General features: G+C 62.6%; 18 protein-coding genes. 8 read left to right on the top strand and 10 right to left on the bottom strand.

Annotation, left to right across the window (positions count from 1 at the left end; translation table 11 throughout):
* Positions 1-2 precede the first annotated feature (2 nt).
* From G3N95_RS28435 to G3N95_RS28415, 5 genes are read right to left on the bottom strand one after another with little or no spacing between them, the layout of a single operon-like run.
* On the bottom strand, positions 3-1,922 hold the full coding sequence (locus tag G3N95_RS28435) for a (Fe-S)-binding protein (protein WP_205973426.1): 1,920 nt from the start codon (positions 1,920-1,922) through the stop codon (positions 3-5).
* Between the two features lie 2 nt (positions 1,923-1,924).
* Positions 1,925-3,988, bottom strand: coding sequence for an NADH:flavin oxidoreductase (locus G3N95_RS28430; protein WP_205973425.1), 2,064 nt, complete (start codon positions 3,986-3,988; stop codon positions 1,925-1,927).
* 54 nt (positions 3,989-4,042) lie between these two features.
* Positions 4,043-4,576, bottom strand: coding sequence for a DUF5943 domain-containing protein (locus G3N95_RS28425; protein WP_205973424.1), 534 nt, complete (start codon positions 4,574-4,576; stop codon positions 4,043-4,045).
* Positions 4,577-4,610: 34 nt separating this feature from the next.
* Positions 4,611-5,582, bottom strand: coding sequence for a dipeptidase (locus G3N95_RS28420; protein WP_205973423.1), 972 nt, complete (start codon positions 5,580-5,582; stop codon positions 4,611-4,613).
* 46 nt (positions 5,583-5,628) lie between these two features.
* Entirely contained in the window at positions 5,629-6,903 is a 1,275-nt protein-coding gene (locus tag G3N95_RS28415) for a serine hydroxymethyltransferase (RefSeq protein ID WP_205973422.1), read from the bottom strand.
* A gap of 504 nt (positions 6,904-7,407) precedes the next feature.
* On the opposite strand from G3N95_RS28415, the gene G3N95_RS28410 reads away from it, so the two are divergent.
* From G3N95_RS28410 to G3N95_RS28400, 3 genes are all read left to right on the top strand, one after another.
* A complete protein-coding gene (locus G3N95_RS28410; protein ID WP_205973421.1) occupies positions 7,408-8,424 on the top strand; it encodes a GlxA family transcriptional regulator in 1,017 nt (338 codons plus the stop codon).
* Between the two features lie 867 nt (positions 8,425-9,291).
* Positions 9,292-11,835, top strand: a complete 2,544-nt coding sequence (locus G3N95_RS28405; RefSeq protein ID WP_205973420.1) for an adenosylcobalamin-dependent ribonucleoside-diphosphate reductase — start codon at positions 9,292-9,294, stop codon at positions 11,833-11,835.
* A gap of 114 nt (positions 11,836-11,949) precedes the next feature.
* Positions 11,950-12,480 carry a hypothetical protein gene (locus G3N95_RS28400; RefSeq protein ID WP_346778420.1) on the top strand — a complete coding sequence of 177 codons (531 nt, stop codon included), beginning with the start codon at positions 11,950-11,952 and terminating at the stop codon, positions 12,478-12,480.
* 130 nt (positions 12,481-12,610) lie between these two features.
* On the opposite strand, the gene fdhA is transcribed toward G3N95_RS28400, so the two are convergent.
* Complete coding sequence (gene fdhA / locus G3N95_RS28395; RefSeq protein ID WP_205973418.1) at positions 12,611-13,810, bottom strand: formaldehyde dehydrogenase, glutathione-independent; 1,200 nt, start codon at positions 13,808-13,810, stop codon at positions 12,611-12,613.
* 196 nt (positions 13,811-14,006) lie between these two features.
* Between fdhA and betI the strand changes: the two genes are divergently transcribed.
* The 5 genes from betI (at position 14,007) to G3N95_RS28370 (ending at position 19,898) form a co-directional block, all read left to right on the top strand.
* Positions 14,007-14,597, top strand: coding sequence for a transcriptional regulator BetI (betI, locus tag G3N95_RS28390; protein ID WP_205973417.1), 591 nt, complete (start codon positions 14,007-14,009; stop codon positions 14,595-14,597).
* A 63-nt stretch (positions 14,598-14,660) separates the two neighbouring features.
* Complete coding sequence (betB, locus tag G3N95_RS28385; protein WP_205973416.1) at positions 14,661-16,130, top strand: betaine-aldehyde dehydrogenase; 1,470 nt, start codon at positions 14,661-14,663, stop codon at positions 16,128-16,130.
* An 11-nt stretch (positions 16,131-16,141) separates the two neighbouring features.
* The gene (gene betA / locus G3N95_RS28380) at positions 16,142-17,860 is read left to right on the top strand and encodes a choline dehydrogenase (protein ID WP_205973415.1); all 1,719 of its coding nucleotides are present in this window, start codon (positions 16,142-16,144) and stop codon (positions 17,858-17,860) included.
* Between the two features lie 147 nt (positions 17,861-18,007).
* Positions 18,008-19,432 (top strand): MFS transporter, encoded by a 1,425-nt coding sequence (locus G3N95_RS28375; protein WP_205973414.1) that lies wholly within the window; start codon positions 18,008-18,010, stop codon positions 19,430-19,432.
* Positions 19,433-19,694: 262 nt separating this feature from the next.
* Entirely contained in the window at positions 19,695-19,898 is a 204-nt protein-coding gene (locus G3N95_RS28370; RefSeq protein ID WP_205973413.1) for a hypothetical protein, read from the top strand.
* 6 nt (positions 19,899-19,904) lie between these two features.
* On the opposite strand, the gene G3N95_RS28365 is transcribed toward G3N95_RS28370, so the two are convergent.
* From G3N95_RS28365 to G3N95_RS28350, 4 genes are all read right to left on the bottom strand, one after another.
* Positions 19,905-21,080, bottom strand: a complete 1,176-nt coding sequence (locus G3N95_RS28365; protein WP_205973412.1) for a metallophosphoesterase — start codon at positions 21,078-21,080, stop codon at positions 19,905-19,907.
* A gap of 235 nt (positions 21,081-21,315) precedes the next feature.
* The gene (locus G3N95_RS28360) at positions 21,316-22,653 is read right to left on the bottom strand and encodes a sigma 54-interacting transcriptional regulator (RefSeq protein ID WP_205973411.1); all 1,338 of its coding nucleotides are present in this window, start codon (positions 22,651-22,653) and stop codon (positions 21,316-21,318) included.
* Positions 22,654-23,401: 748 nt separating this feature from the next.
* Positions 23,402-23,881 (bottom strand): OsmC family protein, encoded by a 480-nt coding sequence (locus tag G3N95_RS28355; protein ID WP_205973410.1) that lies wholly within the window; start codon positions 23,879-23,881, stop codon positions 23,402-23,404.
* A gap of 31 nt (positions 23,882-23,912) precedes the next feature.
* Positions 23,913-24,845: a 2-hydroxyacid dehydrogenase gene (locus G3N95_RS28350; RefSeq protein WP_205973409.1), complete on the bottom strand. Its 933-nt coding sequence runs from the start codon at positions 24,843-24,845 to the stop codon at positions 23,913-23,915.
* Between the last annotated feature and the right edge of the window lie 54 nt (positions 24,846-24,899).

The following is a 24,899-nucleotide window of genomic DNA, read 5'->3' as shown; positions in this document are numbered from 1 at the left end:
GTTCACTCCAGCGCTGCGGCAACGAGTTCGGCCACATCGAGCACCTCGGGCCGTGGACCGACCACGCCTTCGAGCATCGCCGTGCAGTTCGGGCAACCCACCGCGACCACGTCCGCGCCGATCGAGCGCGCATCGTTGATGCGGATATCGGGAATACGCTGCTTGCCGGGAATATCCGTCAGCGGCGCACCGCCGCCACCGCCGCAGCAGCGGCCTCGTTTACCGTTCCGTTCCATTTCGACGACCTTGATGCCGATCGTCTTCAGCAGTTGGCGCGGCGCTTCCGTTTCGCCGTTGTAGCGGCCGAGATAGCACGGATCGTGATACGTGATCGTCTTGTCGTTGAACGCCGCGATGGCTTTCGGCGACAGCTTGCCGCTCGCGACCAGTTCCGCGAGGAACGTCGTGTGATGCAGCACGTCATAGCGGCCGCCGAGCGCGCGATACTCGTTGCGCAGGCTGTGCATCACGTGCGGATCGGCGGTGACGATGCGCTTGAAGTTCAGCGCGGACAACGTGCCCATCATCTGCTTCGCCATGCGCTGGAACGTCGCTTCGTCGCCGAGACGGCGCGCGACGTCGCCCGTATCGGTTTCCTGCGCGCCCAGCACCGCATAGTTCACACCTGCCTTGTTCAGCACCTTGACCAGCGAGCGCAGCGTACGCTGATAACGCATGTCGAACGCGCCTTCGCCCGCCACCAGCAGCACGTCGACAGGCTTGCCCGGCTGCGCGATGGGCGAGCTCAGATCGACCGACCAGTCGTAACGCGCCGCCTTGTCATAGCCGCCCATCGTGCCCGTTTCGCGCAGATTCGCGAGCACTTCCGGGCCCTTGCCGGGAACCGTGCCGTGCACGAGCGTCTGGTTGCGGCGCATATCGACGATGGCATCGACGTGCTCGATCAGCATCGGGCATTCGTGCACGCAAGCGCGGCAAGTCGTGCACGACCACACCGTATCGGCTTCGATCAGGCTGGAGATGATGGGACGCTGCGGTTCGCCGCCATGCTGGCCGACCTTGATGCCGGGCGTCGGGCTGCCTGCATAGGCCGAATCCGTTCCGCCCACCATGCCCGTCACGAGGTCCTGAATCAGCTTCTTCGGATTCAGCGGCTGGCCTGCCGCAAACGCGGGACAGGCCGCTTCGCACTTGCCGCATTGCACGCATGCATCGAAGCTCAGCAGCTGGTTCCAGCGAAACTCGACGGGCTTGCCGACGCCGTATTCATTCTGTTCGAGCACGGGCGTCTTCAGCGCCGTCGGCGGAACAGCCTGTTCCTTGCGCACGTCGCCTTGCGCCGCGAAACGCTCCTGACGCGGATGGAACGCGAGATGCAGCAGCCCTGCCAGCGCGTGCTTCATCGGACCGCCGCGCGCTGCGCCGAACGTCATCGCGAAGGCACCTGCCGCGATCAGCACCGCGAAGATGATCGCGAGGCCGCCCGACATCGCCGATGCCGGCAACAGCGTGTACAGCAGCAGACCGAGCGCGAACGATCCGAGCAGCCAGGGCAGCGTATTCCACGGACCGCGCGACAGGCGTGCGGGCACGTCCTTCGCATGCCGGCGGCGCCACACGAACACGGCACCCACCAGCATGATCAGCGCGGCCAGAAAGATCAGCCGGTCGAGCCACGGCGAATAGATCGCGAGGCCGTAGTTCAGGAAGACCAGCGCGAAGGCGGCAATCGCACCGCCCGCCGTCGCGACGTGCGTCTTCGCGATGTACGGATCGCGCGCCACGACATGATGCAGATCGACGAAATAGCGCTTCGGAATGGTCAGCAGGTTCGTCCAGCCGAATGCGCCGGCTGCCGTTGCCCGTCCGAGACGCCAGTATGCCGCCCGTTTTGCGACCGCAAACGCAAGGCCGGCGACGGATACCCACAACAACGCGGTGATGAGGAACGCCGGGCTCATCGTCAGAAATCCTTGCAAAGACGCAGCGCGTCATAGATCGCGCCGTGGATGTTGTGCATCGAGATGCAGTCGCCGACACGGAACAGCAGGAAGCGGCCGTTGCCGAGTTCTTCGGACAGCGACGGCTGCGGCTCCGAAGCGAAGAGCTTGTGCACGTCGACCTGACCGCGATTCACCGACTCGTTCTTCAGCTTCCAGTACAGCCCGTCGTTCGGCGTGCTGCCGTTTTCGATGATGACCTGATCGACGGCACGCTCTTCCTGTTCTTCCGTGTACTCGTTGCGGATCACGGCGATCTTCTTGCCGTCTTCCTCATACACGCGGTCGAGCCAGTAGTTCGGCGTGTGAATCACGCCTTGCGCATAGAGGCGTCGATAGAAGATCGGGAACGTGGTGCCGCCGACGTCGTCGGCCACCTTCACGTCCGGTGTGACGATTTCGACCTTCGAGCCGCGGCTCGAGATGAAGTCGGCCACACCCGCGCCCGCATGCGTGCTCACACCGTCGTAGACCAGCACGTTCTGGCCCGGCTCGACCTTGCCCGACAGGATGTCCCACGAACTCACGGCGTGCCCTTCGGCGACGCCCCATGCAGGCACTTGCTGCGTGAAGGCCGAACCGCCCGTGGCGAGCACGATGATGTCCGGCTTCTCGGCGAGGATCATCTTCTCGTCGGCTTCGACGCCCATGCGGCGATCGACGCCAAGACGCTTGGTTTCCATATCGAACCAGCGCACGATGCCCGCCATCTGCTCGCGCTGCGGCGCTTTGGCGGCAAGCATGATCTGGCCGCCGACGGCATCGCTCTTCTCGAACAGCACCACATCATGGCCGCGCGAACGCGCGACGCGTGCCGCTTCGAGTCCGGCGGGACCCGCGCCGACCACGACCACTTTGCGGCGCGGCCCACGCGTCTTTTCGATCACATGCGGCATCGTCGCTTCGCGCGATGTCGCGGCGTTCTGCACACACAGCACGTCGAGGCCGTTGTACTGGCGGTCGATGCAGTAGTTCGCACCGACGCACTGCTTGATTTCGTCTTCGCGGCCATCGCGGATCTTGATGACCATGTGCGGATCGGCGATCTGTGCGCGCGTCATGCCGACCAGGTCGACCATGCCGTTTGCGAGCAGACGCTCCGCTTGCCCTGCATCGCGAATGCTTTGCGCGTGCATGATGGGCAACTTCACAACGGATTTGATACCGGCCGCGAGGTGCACGAACGGCTCGGGCGGCAACGCCATCGGCGGCATGCAGTTGGCGAGCGTGTTGTGCGTATCCGCGCCGGACCCGATCACGCCGATGTAATCGATCAAACCCGTTTCGGCCATCGCCTGCGCGATTTCCTTCAACTGCGTGTGATCGAGGCCATCTTCATGGAACTCGTCGCCGCACATGCGCAGGCCGACGCAGAAGTCCTTGCCGACGGCTTCGCGCACCGCCTGCAGCACTTCGACGCCGAAACGCAGACGGTTTTCGAGCGAGCCGCCCCATTCGTCGGTACGAAAGTTCGTGCGCGGACTCCAGAACTGGTCGATCAGATGCTGGTGCGCAGCCGAAATCTCGATGCCGTCCATCCCCGCATCTTTCACGCGCTTCGCTGCCGTCGCGAAGTCGCCGATGATGCGGCGGATCTCTTCCACTTCGATGATCTTCGCGTTGCCGCGGTGCACGGGCTCGCGCACGCCGGAAGGCGTCATCAGATGCGGCCAGCTCTCGCCATGCCATGCGGAGCGGCGGCCCATGTGCGTCGCCTGAATCATGATCTTCGCGCCGTGCCGGTGCATCGCTTCGGCGAGACGCGACAGCGGATCGATGACCTTGTCCGTCGACAGGTTCACGGACTTCCACCAGCCTTGCGGGCTGTCGATCGAAACCGGGCTCGACCCGCCGCACACGGCGAGGCCGACACCGCCCTTGGCCTTTTCCTCGTAATAGCGGATGTAGCGGTCGCCGGGCAGGCCGCCCGGTTCGGCATACACCTCCGCGTGCGCGGTGCTGACGATACGGTTGCGCAGCGTCAGCTGGTTGAGGGTCAAAGGTTTGAACAGATTGGGGTAACGCATTGCAGGCGACCTCGGGCGGTGTTCAGTTCAGGCTCTAATGTGATGAGCAGTGTGTCAGTGAGCGATCGGCGACACTTCGAATACACAGTGATCGTGATGCTCGGCTGCGCACTGCACTTCTTTCGACTGCGCGCGCGGCGCGCTCTTGCCGCCGTCAGTCGTGTCGTTCACCCAGTCCATCGCACCCGCGAACCAGCCGGCGAACATGTAGCACAGCTTGCCTTCCTTGCCCGGCTGCGCGAGCACGAACGACGAGTGATGCAATTCGATCTTCGCGCGCGCCGTCGACGGATCGGCTTCGACGATCTTGAAGAGGCCCCAGCCGCGTTGCGAAAGACGGTTCAGGTAGTGCTCGAACACGGCCATGCCGCTGATGCCGTGCTGCTTCGCTTCCTTGTCGCACCAGTGATAAGCGGACTTGTAGCCGGCCTTGTAGAGAATCTCCGCGTACGCTTCGAGGCCGAGCGCTTCTTCGACGGCCGTGTGATTGTTCGTGAAGAAGTGGCGCGGCACGTACAGCATCGGCAGCGCGTCGGTGGTCCAGACGCCCGTGTTCGGGTCGACGTCGATCGGGAGTTCCGGTTGCATCGCGGGGGTTCCTGTGCTGTATCTGTAGGTTGATTTAGACGTTCCAGACTTCGCCGAAGAAGCGCATCCAGTTGTCGCCCATCACTTTCTTGATGCGCGACTCGCCCCAGCCCGCCCGCTCCATCGCGGCCGTCAGGTTCGGGAATTCGCCGATCGTGCGGATGCCTTCGGGATTCACGACCTTGCCGAAGTTCGTCAGACGGCGATAGCGGCCCTTGTCGTGCGTGATCCAGTCGAAGAATTCCGTGCTATAGCCTTGCGTGAAGTCCGTGCCGATACCGACCTTGTCCTCGCCGATCACGTCGATCACGTATTCGATGGCTTCGAGATAGTCGTCGACGGTCGCGTCCGGACCTTTCTTCAGGAACGGCGAGAACATCGTCACGCCGACGAAGCCGTTGGCATCGGCGATTTCTCTCAGCTGCTCATCCGTCTTGTTGCGCGGATGGTCCTTGAGACCCGACGGGCAGCAGTGCGAGTACGTGACGGGCTTCTTCGAGCAGGCGATCGCATCGGACGACGTCTTGGCGCCGACGTGCGAGAGGTCGACCAGGATGCCGACGCGATTCATTTCCTGAATCACTTCGCGGCCATAGCCCGACAGGCCGCCATCCGCTTCATAGCAACCCGTGCCGACGAGGTTTTGCGTGTTGTAGCAAAGCTGCACCACGTTCACGCCGAGTTCCTTGAACACTTCGATATAGCCGAGGTTGTCCTCGAACGCGTACGAGTTCTGGAAGCCGAAGATGATGCCCGTCTTGTTCTCTTTCTTGGCGCGCAGGATGTCGTCCGTCGTGCGCACCAGCGTCAGGATCTCGCTGTATTCGCGGATCTGCTGTTTCATTTCCGCGATGTTGTCGATCGTCTTCTGGAAGTCTTCCCACACGGAGACCGTGCAGTTGACCGCGGTGACACCGCCCTTTCTCATGTCCTCGAACACCGAACGCTCGAACTTCGAAATGTTCAGACCGTCGATGATGATGCTGCTGTCGTGCAGGTTGCTCATGGTTGACTCCGTAGCTGTGGGGTTTTGACGGACCGTTCGAGGCGGCTCAGTAGATCGGGAAGCGTTCGCACAGCGCGAAGATCTCGCGGCGCACGCGCTGCTCGGTTGCAGCGTCGCCTTCGGGCTGCGTGCGCAGTGCATCGAACACTTCGAGAATCATCCGGCCGACATCGCGGAACTCGGCGACACCGAAGCCGCGCGTCGTACCTGCCGGCGTGCCGAGACGAATGCCCGAGGTCACCGTCGGCTTTTCCGTATCGAACGGAATGCCGTTCTTGTTGCAGGTGATACCCGCGCGTTCGAGCGCCTGTTCGACCTGCGTGCCCTTGAGGCCCTTCGGGCGCAGATCGACGAGCAGCAGATGGTTGACGGTGCCGCCCGTCACGAGATCGACGCCGCCGTCCTTCAGCACTTCGCCGAGCGCTTGCGCATTGGCCAGCACGTTGTCGATATAGGTCTTGAAGCTGCCTTCGAGCGCTTCGCCGAACGCGACCGCCTTGCCCGCGATCACGTGCATCAGCGGGCCGCCTTGCAGGCCGGGGAACACCGCCGAGTTGATCTTCTTCGCGATGTCTTCGTCGTTGGTCAGCACGAAGCCGCCGCGCGGACCGCGCAGTGTCTTGTGCGTGGTCGACGTCACGACATGCGCATGCTCGACGGGATTCGCATGACGGCCCGCCGCGATCACGCCCGCGATGTGCGCCATGTCGACCATCAGCTTCGCGCCGACGCTGTCGGCGATCGCACGGAAGCGTGCGAAGTCCAGCTCGCGCGGATAGGCGGAGAAGCCGGCGATGATCATCGACGGCTTGTGCTCGTGCGCGAGCTTTTCGATCTGATCGTAGTCGACGCGCATCGTTTCGCGGTTCACGCCGTACTGCACGGCGTTGAACCACTTGCCGGACAGCGCGGGCTTTGCGCCGTGCGTCAGGTGGCCGCCCGCGTCGAGCGACATGCCGAGGATCGTGTCGCCCGGCTTGGCGAGCGCGAGCATCACCGAACCGTTCGCTTGCGCGCCCGAGTGCGGCTGCACGTTGGCGAAGCCTGCATTGAAGAGCTTCTTGATGCGTTCGATCGCGAGGGCTTCGACTTCATCGACGAATTCGCAGCCGCCGTAGTAGCGCTTGCCGGGATAGCCTTCCGCGTACTTGTTCGTCAGTACCGAGCCTTGTGCTTCGAGCACGGCGCGCGACACGATGTTTTCCGACGCAATCAGTTCGACTTGCGACTGCTGGCGTTCGAGTTCCTTGAGGACCGACTTGCGCACCGATGCGTCGCGCTCGGCGAGGGACTGCGAGAAGAATGGGTTGGCGTTCGACATGGCTTCCGTTCAGTTGACCGTTGATGACCGAAAAGCGAAAGAGAGTGCGTGGCCCGGCGTCCTTGATCCCGCGCAATCCCTTGCCTGGACTGGCTTTGCACTACCTCCAGCGATGGCTCTATTCTTGTCTTTCGCCTGACCGGTCAATTTACGATTTCAGACGCGTTCTTTGCCTTTTCCGCCATGCAAGTCCGTTTTGGACAAGTGATCGCTCGTGCTAATCGGCGGCTTCAATGCAAAGAATTGAAGCTAAATAGAAATGGTGCATCGCAACGTCGATCGACTCGGGTACATCGGATGCAGCACCGTTCGGGCGCGCCGCAGGCTCATTGACAGTGCGAAAAGTGCACAGCGCAGGTGCGCCGGCGCGAATGCACTGCCGCAAACCGTTTATCCAGCCAGGGTTTAGCCGTATGGCATGCTTGTTGCGCTCGCTCGCAGAATAAGAAAGGCCGTTCCCCACGCGGCTGAAACAGAACATCGAGCTGAAGGAACGCCCGAACCATGTCGCCCGATCGAACCGCGTCGTTGTCTCACTTCGCGTTCATGCCGCTGCCCAACTTCACGATGATCGCGTTTACGAATGCGATCGAAGTGCTGCGCATGGCCAACTACCTAAGCGGGCAATCGCTCTATCGATGGTCGATCATCAGTCCGGACGGCGGCTCCGTTACGGCGAGCAATGGTCTTTCAGTCGACACGGGGCCTGCCGAGTGCGTCGGCACGCCGGACATCGTGTTCGTATGCGGCGGCATCGACGTGCAGCGCGAGACCACGCCCGAGCATCTGTCCACGCTGCGGCGCTTCGCTCGCGCGGGCGTTGCGCTGGGCAGCCTGTGCACGGGAACCTATGCGCTCGCGAAGTCGGGCTTGCTGGCGGGTTATGCGTGCGCGATTCACTGGGAGAACATGTCGGCGCTCAAGGAAGAGTTTCCCGACACGCGTTTCCTGAAAGAACTGTTCGTGATCGACCGTGACCGCGTGACCTGTACGGGCGGCGTCGCGCCGCTCGACATGATGCTGAACCTGATCGCGGCGCGCGTCGGCACACCGCGTGTCACGCAGATTGCCGAGCAGTTCATCGTCGAGCATGTGCGCGACAACAGCGCGCAGCAGCGCATGCCGCTGGTGGCGCGGCTTGGCTCCGCCAACAAGTCGTTGTTCGAAGTCATTGCGTTGATGGAGAACAACATCGAGGAGCCGCTTTCACGCGAGGAACTCGCGCGGCTCGCGAATATGTCGCAGCGGCAGTTGCAGCGTCTGTTCCGCGAGCATCTCGGTATGACGCCGACCCACTACTATCTGACGTTGCGGCTGCGCCGCGCGCGTGAACTGCTGCTGCAGACGGATATGTCGATCATGCATATCACCATGGCGTGCGGGTTTCAGTCTGCCTGTCATTTTTCGAAGAGCTATCGTGATGCGTTTGGGACCGCTCCTACTCGGGAGCGGAGGAAGCAGGTCGCTCCGTTGGCCCATCCTGTGATGGGGGTGCTCGCTGGCTCGCCGCTTCACGCTTGAGGTTTGGTTTTTTTTGTTGTCTGCGACGCAGTCGCCGGTTTGGTTTTTTTGCTAGCGAGCGCTTTTTTTTCGTTGGCATCCGCGAGTTCATGTCGGTGTTCAGGCGTTGCCCCTGTGCGGGGCGGCACTTACTTTCTTTGCCGCCGCAAAGAAAGTAAGCAAAGAAAGCGGGCTCACACCGCCAATCCTTGTTCCTGCCTGCGGGCCCCCAACGGGTCCCGCACTTCACCCGGCAACACGTTGTTTTGCACCCGTTGCCAGCGCCTTGAACCGGCGCATCACCCACTCCAATCACCCGCAGGCAGCCAGCGGCAGCGATTCGTCTGCGCCGCCCAGGTGGCAAACTGTGTGTAGGCTATCGCACCGCATGCGTTAGCGATCCTACGACACCGATCCCGCTTTTCCGTCCGGAGTGGTGCACTTCCATCGCGACGGCCTACACACAGTTTGCCGCCTGGGCGGCGGTGGGCTTTCGGGTATCGCGGAACGTGACGCGGGAGTTTGAAGTGGGTGATGCGAATCGACGAGCGCTGGCAACGAGCATGGATTAGCGCGTTGCCGCGTGGAGCATAAGAACTGTCGGGGGCCCGCAGGCAGGAACCAGCGCTGGCGGGGTTAGCCCGCTTTCTTTGCTTACTTTCTTTGCGGCGGCAAAGAAAGTAAGTGCCGCCCCGCACAGGGGCAACGCCTGAACACCGACATGAAATCGCGGATGCCAGCAAATACCAATCCCCAACCGCAAAAAACCGGCACCACCGCGTCGCAGACAAAAACCTTGACGCACGCGGTTTGCACGCAACCGCGCCCTGCGCTAAGGTAAGACCTGCCCGCGACGCCAGGGCGCGTCGTCTCTCACAGAGAAACCTCATGGCCGACACCGACAACGACCTGTCGCAACTCAACTCCACCACCATCGCGCCGCAGCAATTCTCCCTCGACGTACTCATGGAAAAGTACGCAAAGGGCGATGAACGCACAGCCGACGACGTCTACCGAAGAGTCGCACGCGGCGTCGCCCTCGCCGAGCCAGAAGCACTGCGCCCAGCAATCGAAGCCCGTTTCGTCGAAAACCTCCAGAACGGCGCGCTCGGCGCCGGCCGCATCATGAGCGCCGCAGGCGCAGGCATCCAGGCGACCCTGATCAACTGCTTCGTGCAACCCGTCGGCGACAGCATCCAGGGCGTCGACGATCAAGGCCTGCCCGGCATCTATGTCGCACTGCTGCAAGCAGCCGAAACGATGCGCCGCGGCGGCGGCGTCGGCTACAACTTCTCGGCAATCCGGCCGCGCGGCGCGCGTGTGAAAACAACAAGTTCGTCGGCGTCGGGCCCGTGCAGCTATATCGACGTGTTCGACGCGTCGTGCCGCACCGTCGAAAGCGCAGGCTCGCGGCGCGGCGCGCAAATGGCCGTGCTCGATTGCACACACCCCGATCTGCTCGAATTCATCGAGGCCAAGCACTCCAAAGGCCGCTGGAACAACTTCAACGTTTCCGTCGCCGTCACCGACGAATTCATGCAAGCCGTCGAAAACGACGCGATGTGGCAGCTCGTGCATCGCGCGGAACCGACGCCCGCATTGCGTGCGGCCAACGACGTGCGCCAGCGCGACGACGGCATGTGGGTCTACAGCGAACGGCGCGCGAAAGAAATCTTCGATCGCATCATGCGCTCGACCTACGACATCGCGGAACCCGGCATCGTATTCATCTCGCGGATGAACGACGACAACAATCTGCGCGCCGTCGAATCGATCCGCGCGACCAACCCGTGCGGCGAACAACCGCTGCCGCCCTACGGCTGCTGCAATCTCGGCCCGCTGAACCTCACGCGCTTCGTGCTCGATCCGTTCGCTCAGCGGCACGGCGGCAAGCCATCGTTCGACTGGGACGCACTCGCGCAACGCACGCGCACTCATGTACGTTTTCTCGACGACGTGCTCGATGTCACGCTCTGGCCGCTCGACCAGCAATACGATGAATCGCGCGCGAAGCGGCGCATCGGCGTGGGCTTCACCGGGCTCGGCGACACGCTCGTGATGATGGGCCTGCGCTACAACTCGCAGGAAGGCCGCGATTTCGCGGTGCGCATCGCAAAGCTGATGCGCGATGAGGCGTATCGCGCGTCCGTCGAACTCGCGCGCGAACGCGGCGCGTTCCCGCTCTTCAATGCCAAGCAGTATCTCGAAGACGGCACCTTCGCATCGCGCCTTCCCGACGACGTCAAGGAAGCAATCCGCACGCACGGCATCCGCAATAGCCACCTCCTTTCCATCGCGCCGACGGGCACGGTCAGTCTCGCGTTCGCCGACAACGCGTCGAACGGTATCGAGCCCGCGTTCTCATGGACCTATACCCGCATGAAGGTGATGGCGAACGGCAGCCGCGAGCAGTTTGCCGTCGAAGATCATGCTTACCGTCTGTATCGCGAACTGGGCGGCGACGTCGGCCATCTGCCCGACTACTTCGTCAGCGCGCTCGAAATGTCGGCGCGCGATCATCTGGATATGATGGCGGCCGTGCAGCCGTACATCGACACGTCGATTTCGAAAACCGTCAACGTGCCCGCAGACTATCCTTTCGACGCGTTCGAAAATCTCTATTTCGATGCATGGAAAGGCGGGCTGAAAGGACTCGCGACATATCGCCCGAACGAAACGCTCGGCGCCGTGCTGAGCGTCACGCCCGAACCCGCTCCGATGGCCGACGATGCACTCGCCGAAGTCGATCTCGACCCGCTGCGCATCGCCATCGATCATCGCCCCAAGGGCCAGTTACCCGCGATCATCGAGAAGGTCGAGTACCTGACGGCAGCGGGCAAGAAGTCGCTGTATCTGGCCGTGTCTTTCATCGAAGTGACGGGACGCGTAGGCGGCGAAGAAGTGACGATCGAGCGCCCCATCGAGTTCTTCATCCCCGCCGGTCAGCGCGACGAATCGCAGCAATGGATCACGGCGACGATGCGCTCGCTGTCGCTGGCCGCGCGAGGCGGCTTCGTCGCGCGCAATCTGCAGGACTTACGCAAGGTGTCGTGGGATCGAGGCCAGGTCAGGCTCGGCGACGTGCAGCGGCTCGACGGCCACCGTTCGCCGCGCTGGCACGATTCGGAAGTCGCCGCCCTCGCCTATGCGCTTCAGCAGATTCTGCACCGCCGTGGCTTTCTCGATGCAGAAGGCAACCAGGTGCCGTCCCGCCTTCTTGCTCATCCGCCGCGCGACGACGCGAATCTCACCGCTTCGACTGCGAACAATGCGCTTTCCATTGTCGAAGGCTCTGCGGAAGAAGCACGCAGCGCTCAGGAACTACGCACGATGCATGGCCGCAAATGCGGCAATTGCGGTGCCAATGCCGTGATTCGTAAAGACGGCTGCGACTTTTGCACGGCGTGCGGTGAAATTGGCGCATGCGGATAATCGCCCGCAGTTTTTACCTGTCAGAGTCGTTCGTCAATGATGCAAAGCGAACTAAACTGATTTATTCATGCCTTAATCGGTGAGGGTCTCAATGGACCGGGGGTGGCCGGTAGGGTGATCGACTACATCGTTGGCAGGATCGGATTGATTGCGCGCCGCAATCCAGTGCTCTGGATTGTCGGCGCGTTATTGCTTCTGAACGGCGCGATGTCATTTGCCAAACGTCCCGTTCACGCCCTACCCAAAAGGCATTATTCGACATCCGTTCTCTTCTATTCGTATCCCGTCGCTGCATCACCGGCGTACACGCCGTTTCGCCATGTACGCCGCTATGTGGTCCAGAACGCGATGCAATGGAGTGCGGTGGCTTACGGACTGCCCGATAGCAACAACATCGCGCAAGGCAAACACCGCTTCCGTTACGGGCATGCGCCGGGTGATCCCTACCTGGCCCCGCTCGACGGCGCTCAGGCCGGCCGTTCGCCCTTGCCCGCCTATGGCTTCGGCCTTCCGTCCGACCCGCAGGGCGTTCCGTCCACTGCCGCCAGCGATGACGACGACTGGAGCTTCAGGGCCAATCCGCTTCTGAACCTCAATCACGCGCACGAGCGCGGCGCGACCTTCTCGATTCGACACGACTTCTGAAGCGCGGAACATCCATCGCGTGAATAAAAAAATGCTGCGTGCCTCGCGAGAGGCAACGCAGCATCGTCCAGGATAAGGACAGAGGAGACTTCGACCTGCTACCAACGCATGACGAACCAGCCGGTTCGGATCACGCGGCCTTCAGCAAACCATGCGGATCGAGCACGAACTTGCGCGGCGCGCCGCCATCGAACTGACGGTAGCCATCGGGCGCGTTCTCGAGCGAAATGACCGTCACGTTGACGATATCCGCGATAGGCAGACGGTCCCACAGAATCGCCTGCATCAGATTGCGGTTGTACTTCATCACGGGCGTCTGACCCGTGTGGAACGAGTGCGACTTGGCCCAGCCGAGGCCGAAGCGGATCGACAGGCTGCCCTTCTTCGCGGCGACGTCGACGGCGCCCGGATCGTCCGTCACATAGAGGCCCGGAATGCCGATCGCGCCGGCAGGCTTCGTGATATCCATCAGCGAATTGAGCACCGTGGCGGGCGCTTCTTCGCGCGCGCCGCTGCTGCCGTGGCCGTGTGCTTCGAAGCCGACGCAATCGACGGCGCAATCTACCTCGGGTTTGCCGAGAATCTGCGCGATCTGCTCGCCGAGTGTCGCATCCTTCGACAGGTTGACCGTCTCGAAGCCGACAGCGCGAGCGTGCGCGAGACGCTCTTCGTTCATGTCGCCGATGATCGTGCAGGCCGCACCCAGGATGCGCGCCGATGCGGCCGCCGCCATGCCGACAGGGCCCGCGCCCGCGATGTAGACGGTCGAACCCGGCTTCACGCCCGCCATCACCGCGCCGTGATAGCCCGTCGGCAGGATATCGGAGAGACACGTGAGGTCGCGGATCTTTTCCATCGCGCGGTCGCGGTCGGGAAACTTCAGCAGATTGAAGTCCGCATACGGAACCAGCACGTATTCGGCTTGCCCGCCGATCCAGCCACCCATGTCGACGTAACCGTACGCGCCGCCCGCACGCGACGGGTTCACGTTCAGGCACACGCCCGTGTGCTGCTCCTTGCAGGTCTGACAGCGGCCGCATGCGACGTTGAACGGTACGGACACCAGATCGCCGATTTTCAGCGTCTCCACGTCGCGACCGACTTCGATCACTTCACCCGTGATTTCGTGCCCTAAAACAAGGCCGACTTCAGCCGTCGTGCGGCCGCGCACCATGTGCTGGTCCGAGCCGCAAATATTCGTCGACACCACTTTCAGAATCACGCCGTGGCCAATCGCGCGGCCGCGCGGATCTACCATCTTCGGATAATCGATCGGCCGCACTTCGACCTTGCCCTGCCCCAGATACACGACACCGCGATTGCTGCTCATCGTCTCGTCTCCATGTTGGTCTGCATGCGCGAAAAGGCGCTGAGTCGAGGTTAGTCCTTTTGCCCCGTGCGCCAATGTTCAAAAACCGACACGCGTTTTCCCGAAACCGACAAAGCCGGTCCAGACCGTTTTTGTTGATTGATCGTTCAATAAAAAAAGACTAGAGTGACGACTTTCGAAAGTGCTGCGAGTCACCATGCCCAAAGTCGGAATGCGCGAAGTGCGTCGCGCGCAACTGATCGACGCCACCTTGCTCACGATCGACCAGTCCGGTCTGTCGGGCACGACGCTCGCTTCCGTCGCGCAGCGCGCCAACATTTCGACGGGCATCGTCAGCCACTATTTCGGCGACAAGGACGGTCTGCTCGAAGCGACCATGCGCCATATCCTGCGCGATCTATGGGCCGCCACGACGCGCCGCCGCATCGCAGCAAAAGCACAGCCGCGCGCGCGCTTGCGCGCAATTGTCGCGGCCAACTTCGACGTGTCGCAGGTGAGCGGCCCTGTCATGAAGACCTGGCTCGCGTTCTGGTCCGAGAGCATGCACGAGCCCGCGCTGCGCCGTTTGCAGCACGTGAATACGCGGCGGCTCTATTCGAACCTGTGCGCCGAGTTCGCCAGGGAATTGCCCCGAGCTTCGGCCCGGCGCGCGGCCAGCGGCCTCGCCGCGATGATCGACGGCCTGTGGCTGCGCGGCGCATTGTCCGGCGATCCGTTCGACACCAAAGCGGCGCTGCGCCTCGCCAACGACTACATCGACCTGCTGCTCGCGCAAAGCGCCGCTTGAACGTCGCTTGAGCGTCACTTGAGCGCCGCGCAAACCAAAACCGCATTTCAAGGAGAAACCCGGATGTCCGCATACGGCCTGCAACGTCTCTACATCGGTGGTGAATATGTCGACGCCACTGGCGGCGTCACCTTCAACACCTTCGATCCCGCCACGGGCGAACTGCTCGCCACGGTCCAGCAAGCAAGCGAAGCCGACATCGAGCGCGCCGTGCAATCCGCGCGTGAAGGCCTGCGCGTGTGGGCCGCGATGACGGCGATGCAGCGCTCGCGCATCCTGCGTCGCGCGGTCGAACTGCTGCGCGAGCGCAACGACGAGCTCGCCGAACTCGAAATGCGCGACACGGGCAAGCCGATTGCGGAAACGCGCGCGGTCGACATCGTCACGGGCGCCGACGTGATCGAGTATTACGCCGGTCTGGCAACGGCAATCGAAGGGCAACAGATTCCCTTGCGTGCGGAGTCGTTCGTCTATACGCGGCGCGAGCCGCTGGGCGTGACGGCGGGCATCGGCGCATGGAACTATCCGATCCAGATTGCATGCTGGAAGTCGGCGCCCGCGCTCGCTGCCGGCAACGCGATGATCTTCAAGCCGAGTGAAGTCACGCCGCTGTCGGCATCGAAGCTCGCGGAAATCTATCTCGAAGCGGGCGTGCCCGCCGGCGTGTTCAACGTCGTGCAGGGCGACGGACGCGTGGGCGCGATGCTGAGCGCGCACCCCGGCATCGCGAAGATCTCGTTCACGGGCGGCGTGGAAACGGGCAAGAAAGTGATGTCGATGGCCGGCGGTTCGTCGCTGAAGGAAGTGACGATGGAACTCGGCGGCAAGTCGCCGCTGATTGTGTTCGAAGACGCCGATCTCGACCGCGCCGCCGACATCGCCGTGACCGCCAACTTCTTCAGTGCAGGACAGGTGTGCACGAACGGCACGCGTGTGTTCGTGCATCAGTCGGTGCAGCAGGCGTTCGAGGCGCGCGTGCTCGAACGCGTGAAGCGCATTCGCGTCGGCAAGCCGTCGGATCCGTCGACCAATTTCGGGCCGCTGGCGAGCGCCGCGCAACTGGACAAGGTGCTCGGCTACATCGAAAGCGGCAAGCGCGAAGGCGCGCGGCTCGTGACGGGCGGTGCACGAATCGTCGAAGGCGATTACGCGCGCGGTCAATATGTGCAGCCGACCGTCTTCGCCGACTGCCGCGACGACATGAAGATCGTGCGCGAAGAAATCTTCGGGCCTGTGATGAGCATTCTGAGCTTCACCGACGAAGACGAAGTAATCGCGCGCGCGAACGACACGATCTATGGTCTCGCAGCGGGCGTCGTGACGGAGAATCTGGCGCGTGCGCATCGCGCGATTCACCGGCTCGAAGCGGGCATCTGCTGGATCAACACGTGGGGCGAGTCACCCGCGGAAATGCCCGTGGGCGGCTACAAGCAATCGGGTGTCGGGCGCGAAAACGGCATCACGACGCTCGAGCACTACACGCGCATCAAGTCCATCCAGGTCGAACTGGGCAAATATCAGCCCGTGTTTTGAGGGAGCGCAGCATGGCAGCGAAAGAGTACGACTACATCATCATCGGCGCGGGATCGGCGGGCAATGTGCTCGCCACTCGCCTGACGGAAGACCGCGACGTGACCGTGCTGCTGCTCGAAGCGGGCGGGCCCGACTATCGCTTCGACTTTCGTACGCAGATGCCCGCCGCGCTCGCGTATCCGTTGCAGGGCCGTCGCTACAACTGGGCCTATGAAACGGACCCCGAGCCGTTCATGAACAACCGGCGCATGGAATGCGGACGCGGCAAGGGTCTGGGCGGTTCGTCGCTGATCAACGGCATGTGCTACATCCGCGGCAACGCGCTCGACTACGACGGCTGGGCCGAACGAAAAGGCCTGGAAAACTGGACCTATCTGGATTGCCTGCCGTATTTCCGCAAGGCTGAGACTCGCGATGCCGGCCCGAACGACTATCACGGCGGCGATGGTCCCGTGCATGTGACGACCAGCAAGCCCGGCGTGAATCCGCTCTTCGAAGCGATGATCGAAGCGGGCGTGCAGGCGGGCTATCCGCGTACCGACGACCTCAACGGTTACCAGCAGGAAGGCTTCGGCCCGATGGACCGCACCGTGACGGCCAACGGCCGCCGCGCGAGCACCGCGCGCGGCTATCTGGATCAGGCGAAGCCACGCCCCAATCTCACGATCGTCACGCACGCGACCACCGACCGGATTCTCTTTAGCGGCAAGCGTGCGCAAGGCGTCGTGTATCTGGATGGACAGGCGCAGATCACGGCCCACGCGCGGCGCGAAGTGCTGCTGTGCAGTGGCGCAATTGCGTCGCCGCAGATCCTGCAACGCTCGGGCGTCGGCCCTGGCGCATGGCTGCGCGAGCTGGACATCCCCGTCGTGCTCGACCTGCCCGGCGTCGGCCAGAATCTGCAGGATCACCTCGAGATGTACATGCAGTACGAGTGCAAGGAGCCCGTGTCGCTCTACCCCGCGCTGCTGCTGCGCAATCAGCCCGCCATCGGCATCGAATGGATGCTGAAGGGCACAGGGATCGGCGCGAGCAATCATTTCGAAGCGGGCGGATTCATCCGCACCCGCGACGACGATCCGTGGCCGAACATCCAGTATCACTTCCTGCCCGTCGCGATCAATTACAACGGCACGAACGCGATCAAGATGCACGGCTTCCAGGCACACGTCGGCTCGATGCGCTCGCCAAGCCGTGGACGCGTGAAACTGCGTTCGCGCGATCCGCGCGAGCATCCGTCGATCCTCTTCAACTACATGGCGGAAGCCCTCGACTGGCGTGAGTTCCGCGACGCGATCCGGATCACGCGCGAGATCATCGCGCAGCCTGCGCTGGATCGCTTCCGCGGCCGCGAACTGAGCCCCGGCGCCGAGTTGCAGAGCGATGCGCAGATCGATGCGTTCGTGCGGGCCCGCGCGGAAACGGCCTACCATCCGTCGTGTTCGTGTGCGATGGGTTACGACGATATGGCCGTCGTCGATGGCGAAGGACGCGTGCATGGACTCGAAGGCCTGCGCGTGGTCGATGCGTCCATCATGCCGCGCATCACGACGGGCAACCTGAACGCGCCGACCATCATGCTCGCGGAGAAGATCGCCGATCGCATTCGCGGACGCACGCCGCTCGCGCGTTCGACAGCGTCCTACTACGTGGCGAACGGCACACCGGCGCGCGGCGCGAAGCATGCTGCGCCCGCACCGGCGCGGAGCGTGGCCGCACATACGCATTGAAGAATACGTGTGCGTCATCGCGAATGACGCACACGTTCCATCCCAATGCCGAATCTGTTCTATATGACGGATTAATGGCGGCGTCTACTGGACTGAACCGGCTTCGCTGACACAGCCGGCTTCTTCCACCCTCCACCCGGGGACGCCATGCCGACCACCGCTTCCGCCAAACGAGCCAGCGCTGCCGCGCGGCTCGAACGCCTGCCGTTTTCGGGCTATCACCGCACCATCTTCATCATCATCGCGATTGCGTTCTTCTTCGACTCCGTCGATCTCGGCACGATGACGTTCGTGCTCGGCTCGATCAAGACGGAGTTCGGTCTGTCGAGCGCAGCAGCGGGGCTCGTCGCGAGCGCAAGCTTCTTCGGCATGGTGCTCGGCGCCGCCGTCGCGGGCCTGTTCGCGGACCGCTTCGGACGCCGCCCCGTGTTTCAGTGGAGCATGGTGCTGTGGGGCGTAGCGTCGTATCTGTGCTCGACGGCGCAAAGCGTCGATGCGTTGATCGTGTATCGCGTGCTGCTCGGCATCGGTATGGGCATGGAATTCCCGATCGCGCAGACGCTGCTGTCCGAGTTCGTGCCGACGGCTTCGCGCGGACGTCTCGTCGCGTTGATGGACGGCTTCTGGCCGCTGGGCTTCATCACGGCGGGCTGCGTGTCGTTCTTCGTACTGCCGCAGTTCGGCTGGCGCACCGTCTTCGCGCTGCTCGCGATTCCCGCTGTATTCGTGCTGATCGTGAGGCGCATCGTGCCCGAATCGCCGCGCTGGCTCGAACATCGCGGACGTCTCGCGCAGGCCGACGCCGTGCTCGACACCATCGAGGCGAAGGTCATGAAGTCCAAAGGACTGCGTTCGCTGCCCGCGCCGTCGCTGCTCGCCGATTCGGCCGCTCCTTCGAAGCACGGCGCATTCCGCGAGATCTGGAGCGCCGCCTATCGTCAGCGCACGATCATGGTCTGGGCATTGTGGTTCTTCGCGCTGCTCGGCTTCTACGGACTCACGTCGTGGCTCGGCGCCCTGATGCAGCAAGCGGGATTCGCCGTGACGAAATCGGTGTTCTATACGGTGCTCATTTCGCTTGGCGGTGTGCCGGGCTTTCTGTGCGCCGCGTGGCTCGTCGAGCGCTGGGGACGCAAGCCGACGTGCATCGCTTCGCTGATCGGCGGCGGCGTGATGGCTTACGCGTACGGCCAGACCGCGATGCATGCCGACAGCGTGACGCTGCTGATCTGCACGGGCCTCGCGATGCAGTTCTTCCTGTTCGGCATGTGGGCCGTGCTCTACACGTACACACCCGAACTCTACGGCACGGGCGCGCGGGCCACGGGTTCCGGCTTTGCATCGGCGATCGGCCGTGTCGGCTCATTGATCGGTCCGTACGCGGTCGGCGTCGTGCTGCCCATCTTCGGACAGGGCGGCGTCTTCACGCTCGGCGCGCTGTCGTTCGGCGTCGCGGCGCTTGCCGTGTGGGCGCTCGGGATCGAGACGAAAGGCCTCTCGCTCGAAACGCTCGTGTCGCATGTCGACGACGATGCGTCTGCGTGGCGCGTGACCGCCGACGACGCGCGCTGATGCACGCACGCCGCGCCGCACAGCGATGTCCTTTCCAGTTGCTGTAACGGGCTTTCCCGCGCGTAAGCCTGTTACAGCGTCAGCATCGCGGTGGCGCGACGCAGTTTCGCGCACACGTCGCGCGCACGGCGCAAACCGCCGCCTTTCGTTATTGTCAGACCTGTAACGGCGTAACCTGGTGAAACACGTCCGTAGTCAAACTGTCGTGCGGTCCGATTAGCATGTCCGGACTGATCGCTCACTTGTCTACGGAGGTGTCCCGATGTTGAGCCCTCACGAACTCGCGACGCTCATGCTGCTGAGTAGCAGTGAACGCCGTATCGAATCGCTCGACCCGGATGTGATGGCTCTACGCCGCTATGAACTCGTCGAAGTGCACGAACTGCACGGCGGTGTTGCCGCGTTGCAGATCAGCGCGCGTGGACGCGCTCTGCTGAAACGGCTCGGAATGGATGCCGCGCGCTGAGTGCCTTCAGCGCCGGCGCGGACGCGCGGCGCTATTCGAAGCAGTGCCCTGCTGCCGCTCGCTCACCAGGTTGAACATGCTCATACGCACGGTGATGTGCATCGTATTCGACGCGAACGATGGCAACGGTTGCCGCGCGGATTTCGTTTCAGGCGCAAAATGCGGGCCGCTGTCGTGGACCTCCGCACCTTTCGCGTTGACGGGTATATCCACGGATGCAGGATAGTCGACGACCGCTTCGTCGGCCGTCACGGGCAGTTCCGCGTCCGCCAGGCTTTCCGCCAGCACAGGCACTTCCACGCCGAACACGCCATCGGAGAACGCAGGATCGCCGGTGCGCGTGGCCATCACAGGTTCGAGCCGGGCCTGTTCCACGGCCTCGTCCGGCGAACCCGCGGAGACGTCGATCCATTTCGGCAGATCCGCGAGATCGACGATCGTGAGCCTTCCGCCATAGACAGCGCCCGTGTCGATGTTGATCACGTTGTCCTTCGCGGTGACACCCGACACGGGCGTATGGCCCACGATCACCGCCGTCACGTTGTCGATCCGTCCCGGCGCATGCATCTGCGAACGCACGCTGTTCGTTGCCCTGTCCAGCAGGTTGCGCAAGGTGTTGCGCGACGGCGCGGGATGCGGCTGATAGGTCTTCCAGCGCGTGCGCGACCAGATCGCCTTGCGGCGCATCTTGCCATCCGCCTTTTCACGTTCGATATCGACGACCAGCCGGTTCCAGTCCGACACGGGCGAATCGGCGTGCACGATACCGACTAGCCCATGTTCGGTTTCGATCTCGATCAGATACGGCAGCGAAGCCATATACGCGGCGATCGCGTTCACCCATTCGCGATCTTCCGCCCGATCCAGCAGCCAGTTTCCGCCATTGCTGAGCAGCGAAAAGGCCTGTTCGTCGCCGGCATGCCAGCGCACGATCACATCTTCGTGATTGCCCTTCACCGACCTGATGTCATACCGTTCGACGGTTTCGAGCAGGGCATCCGACTGCGGCCCGCGATCGACGAGATCGCCGACCGCGAACAGACGGTCGCGTTGCGGATCGAAATTGCGCGCTTCCAGCTCCGCGCGCAGTTGCGCGAAGCAGCCGTGTATGTCCCCGACGACGAAGTCACGTCCCGAGTCGTTACGCGAGTAGCGGTGAACGGCGCGATAGGGCTCTCTCATAGTTCAGGAAGTACGGAAAACGGCAGTGGACGGAATAAAAAAATCCGAAAAAAAATCAAATGAAACAAATAAAAGAACAGGGCAGGTACGCTGATGAAGCGTGAACTGCGTTGTTGAAGCCAAGCATAGCGCGCAGAAAGGGGAAAAGGTGTCACACAAAAAAGGTTTGTGTAACCGTTCGTGAGGCGCGGTGCGGCCAGCATTCCAGCCGGCGCACGGGCACCTTTTCAGCCGCTTACGCGGAGTCCATCCGCAGTGCGCCGGGCGTCGCCACGGCGCGCCTCGCGTTCGAGGCCAGCATGCGCGCGAGCAACACCTTCGAAATGTGCAGTTCCATTGCCGCCGCATCGAGCCGGCCCTGATTTCTCGCGACGGCCAGTTCGATGGCATCCCATTCGGGAATGTCATCGGATCCGTCGCCGGATGCCCGCATCATCGGCATGCTGGCAGCGTGTTCGAAACCCAGGTCCGTCGCCGTGATGAGCGGCCCGTTGTTCGCGACGATCGCGTGCCGGATGCGATTGATCATCTCGCGCACGTTGCCGGGCCATGTGTGCGCATCGAACGCTTCCCACGCGCACACCGAAAAACCTTGCACGTCGTGACGGGAATCGGAACGGAAGCTCTTCAACAGATGCGCAGCGAGCAGACGAATGTCGGGCCCGCGTTCGCGCAGCGGTGGAATCGCAATCGTCGTGGGCGAAAGCGACGCAAAAAGACGCGCGTGCAGACGATGCTCGTCCGCAGCGCGCTGCAAGTCGATATGTGTCGAGCAGATGATGCGCACATTGCGTGCTCCGCCACCGAGCAGGTCCGCGAGTCGTTCTTGTGCCGCAAGCGGCAGTTCGCAGATGCCGTCGATGTACAGCGAGCCGCCCTCCGCCATGTTCAGGCGAGAACGCTGATTGCCCGTTTCGACTTTAGTCTCCCCTACGCCAAATATTTCCGCTTCCACGCGTTCGGGCGCATACGCTGCGCAATCGATCGAAACGAACGGTCCTTCGCGGCGCAACGAACCCAGATGAATCGACGCGGCCGCGAGCGCCTTTCCACTGCCCGATTCGCCGACGATCGTCACCGGGCGCTCGTGTTCGGATGCGGTCCGTATCGCCGCGCGCACGTCGCCCATCGCAGCGCATGCACCGATCATCGCAGGCGCCCCGCTGTTCGCGTTCCTGTGTTCGCTCGCATCGGCCGCCGACATCTCATACGCGCGATCCAGTTCCTGCACGATCGTTTCCGCCGCTGCGGGCAGGCGGATATAGCTCACGCAACGCGTACGCACGATACGCCCGATCTCCGGATCGTTGAGATGCGCATTCGTGACGACGGCGACCCAACTGATCGCCGCGCTCGACCGCGTGAGTTCGTCGACTTCGTTCAAATCGGCGGGAATGTTCAGCGAAGCAAATTCGATCAGACCGGCGGCGCGATCATTGGCGAGCAACGCGGCGCCCTGCCGTGCGCGGATGTCGATGCTGCGGATGCGCCATTGCAGCGACGGAAGATTCCCATCGAGACAGGCACGCTCCGGGTTGCAGACGTGATAGAGCCGTTTCAGATTTAGATTCATGGTGTGATCGGTTAGCCCGCCTCGATTGATCGAACGATTGCCGACTGCGCCCCCGTTAAATGCTCGCGATCGGTGACTCAAAAGTAGCGGAATAGCAGATGCATCAATACGACGGGTTGTTACCGTTTGAAAACATCTCGACGCAACGGCAGGCAGCGCAATTTGCGGGCGGGAAGTCGCGAGCAAGCACGTGAGCCGCGCCGCTAAAGCGACAGAAGAGAATCGGCTCGAATGCCGCACAATGCGCCACGGTTACGCGAGTAACGATCCTTTACATTCGAAAAAAGCGACTGTGGTGCAAGGAACACAGCGGTAATTTGTGACGAGGCGAGCGCAGTACTTGTTCCCCATTAGGCGGATATATAACGAGGAAAATACGGCTCGCAAGGCGCAGCGGAAAGAAGGAATCGGTAATGATGAATCGGTGAGCCTGCATAGCGCAGTGCTTACCGACGGCTGCCGACGAAAAGGGCGCATAGCATAGCGCGCAATTCTTAAGCAACGCTGATGCGAAAAACGCAAATTCGCACACAACGATGCAGCGTGTCAGCCTTACTGCACAGACATAATGGTTTAGCAGTCGTGCAACGTTTGTTTATTTGTGGCCGCGCGTCTTAAGCAAGGCTTCAGTGTCTCCGCGAGACAATGATGGTCTCTCAGGTTCCGGCAGCATGGCCCTCGGAATTGGCCGGAATCTTTTCGGCCGACCTTTCATGGTCGGCCATTTTTCAGCTCTACGATCCAGCGATCAGGCCTCGCTGAAACTCCAGCTTCCATCGACATCGATCACCGTCTTCACTGAATTGGCCAGAAAACAGGCGTCGTGAGCGAGATGATGCAGATGCGCAAGTGCTTCGTCGCTGGGCGCTTTCGAACCCGCAAACGCAACGGCAGGCTTCAGCACGACGCGCGTGACCACCTCCTTGCCCGCGTCGTTTTTCGCCATCGTGCCTTCGGCTGCATCGCGATACGACGTGACGACATAGCCTTGCTCCGCCGCGATCGAAAGAAACCACAGCATGTGGCAACTCGACAGCGCTGCAACGTAGGCCTCTTCCGGATCGACACCGGCGGGATCGGAGAACGGCACGCGCACGACGTGCGGCGAACTCGATGCGGGCACCACCGCGCCGCCGTCGAACGTCCATTGATGCGCGCGGCTATAGCGGTTGTCGGTGAACTTGCTGCCGTTGCTGTTCCATTCGATGAGCGCCGTATGTTTGGCCATGCGACAAAGCTCCTCTGTATGAGCGATACGATCAGATGGGTGTCAACACGTCTTCGCCCGCGAAGTGGCGCGTAGCGTTGGTGATGAAGTTGTCGACGGAAGCGCCGATCGCTTCGGGCGACGTGCCCGCTACATGCGGCGTAAGCACGACGTTCGTCAGATGCAGCAGCGCCTGCGGCGGCTGCGGTTCGCCCTCGTACACATCGAGGCCCGCGCCCGCGATCACATCGTTGTCAAGCGCATGCGCGAGCGCAGCCGTATCGACGACGCTGCCGCGCGACACGTTCACCAGAAAGCCCTTCGGCCCCAATGCTTCCAGCACGTCCCGATCGATCAGATGATGCGTCGACGGTCCACCCGGTGTGGCGACGACGAGATAGTCGCTCCAGCGCGCGAGTTCGCGCACGTCGTCGAAGTAGCGCCACGCGACGCCGTCGCGTGCTTTGCGGTTGTGATACCCGACATCGATATCGAAGCCCTCTGCGCGCCGCGCAACCTTCCGGCCGATATTGCCGAGGCCGATCACGCCGAGCCGTTTGCCGGACACGGACGGCCGCATCGGCAGCGCATCGCGCCAGATGCCATCGCGTGTCGCCCGGTCGCGTTGCGGCACGTCGCGCACGACGGCGAGCAGCAGCGCCATCGCATGATCGGCAACGCAATCGTCGTTCGTGCCCGCGCCGTTCGCGAGCACGATGCCGCGCGCACGCGCATGCTCCGTCGCAATGTTTTCGTAGCCTGCGCCAAGTGCGCTGACGAATTCGAGTGCAGGCATGGCGTCGATTTCCGCCGACGTCAAACCCGTCGTGCCATTGGTCAACACAGCGCGAATCGCAGCGCCGTGTGCCGCGACGGCTTCTGTGCGTGCATCGTGTGTCGGGGCGTAGTGCAGATCGAACGATGCTGCGACGCGTGTGCGACTGTCGTCGCCAAGGGGAATCAGTACGAGCAGGGAAGGTTTCATGACATCGACGCGAGCGGTGAATGAGCAAGGCTGCAACGAAGTGCGGGGAACGCG

Source organism: Paraburkholderia sp. Tr-20389 (assembly GCF_017104565.1).
Classification (GTDB): Bacteria; Pseudomonadota; Gammaproteobacteria; order Burkholderiales; family Burkholderiaceae; genus Paraburkholderia.
The sequence above is the reverse complement of the archived record's forward strand: the minus strand, read 5'-3'. Positions and strand labels throughout refer to the sequence as shown.

Coding starts and splice junctions, on each gene's coding strand:
- G3N95_RS28355 (WP_205973410.1), bottom strand. CDS start 23,881: ATGGCCAAACATACGGCGCTCATCGAATGGAACAGCAACGGCAGCAAG.
- G3N95_RS28370 (WP_205973413.1), top strand. CDS start 19,695: ATGTTGAGCCCTCACGAACTCGCGACGCTCATGCTGCTGAGTAGCAGT.
- G3N95_RS28360 (WP_205973411.1), bottom strand. CDS start 22,653: ATGAATCTAAATCTGAAACGGCTCTATCACGTCTGCAACCCGGAGCGT.
- G3N95_RS28425 (WP_205973424.1), bottom strand. CDS start 4,576: ATGCAACCGGAACTCCCGATCGACGTCGACCCGAACACGGGCGTCTGG.
- betB (WP_205973416.1), top strand. CDS start 14,661: ATGTCCGCATACGGCCTGCAACGTCTCTACATCGGTGGTGAATATGTC.
- G3N95_RS28365 (WP_205973412.1), bottom strand. CDS start 21,080: ATGAGAGAGCCCTATCGCGCCGTTCACCGCTACTCGCGTAACGACTCG.
- G3N95_RS28430 (WP_205973425.1), bottom strand. CDS start 3,988: ATGCGTTACCCCAATCTGTTCAAACCTTTGACCCTCAACCAGCTGACG.
- G3N95_RS28420 (WP_205973423.1), bottom strand. CDS start 5,582: ATGAGCAACCTGCACGACAGCAGCATCATCATCGACGGTCTGAACATT.
- G3N95_RS28350 (WP_205973409.1), bottom strand. CDS start 24,845: ATGAAACCTTCCCTGCTCGTACTGATTCCCCTTGGCGACGACAGTCGC.
- G3N95_RS28410 (WP_205973421.1), top strand. CDS start 7,408: ATGTCGCCCGATCGAACCGCGTCGTTGTCTCACTTCGCGTTCATGCCG.
- betA (WP_205973415.1), top strand. CDS start 16,142: ATGGCAGCGAAAGAGTACGACTACATCATCATCGGCGCGGGATCGGCG.
- G3N95_RS28405 (WP_205973420.1), top strand. CDS start 9,292: ATGGCCGACACCGACAACGACCTGTCGCAACTCAACTCCACCACCATC.
- G3N95_RS28415 (WP_205973422.1), bottom strand. CDS start 6,903: ATGTCGAACGCCAACCCATTCTTCTCGCAGTCCCTCGCCGAGCGCGAC.
- fdhA (WP_205973418.1), bottom strand. CDS start 13,810: ATGAGCAGCAATCGCGGTGTCGTGTATCTGGGGCAGGGCAAGGTCGAA.
- G3N95_RS28435 (WP_205973426.1), bottom strand. CDS start 1,922: ATGAGCCCGGCGTTCCTCATCACCGCGTTGTTGTGGGTATCCGTCGCC.
- G3N95_RS28375 (WP_205973414.1), top strand. CDS start 18,008: ATGCCGACCACCGCTTCCGCCAAACGAGCCAGCGCTGCCGCGCGGCTC.
- betI (WP_205973417.1), top strand. CDS start 14,007: ATGCCCAAAGTCGGAATGCGCGAAGTGCGTCGCGCGCAACTGATCGAC.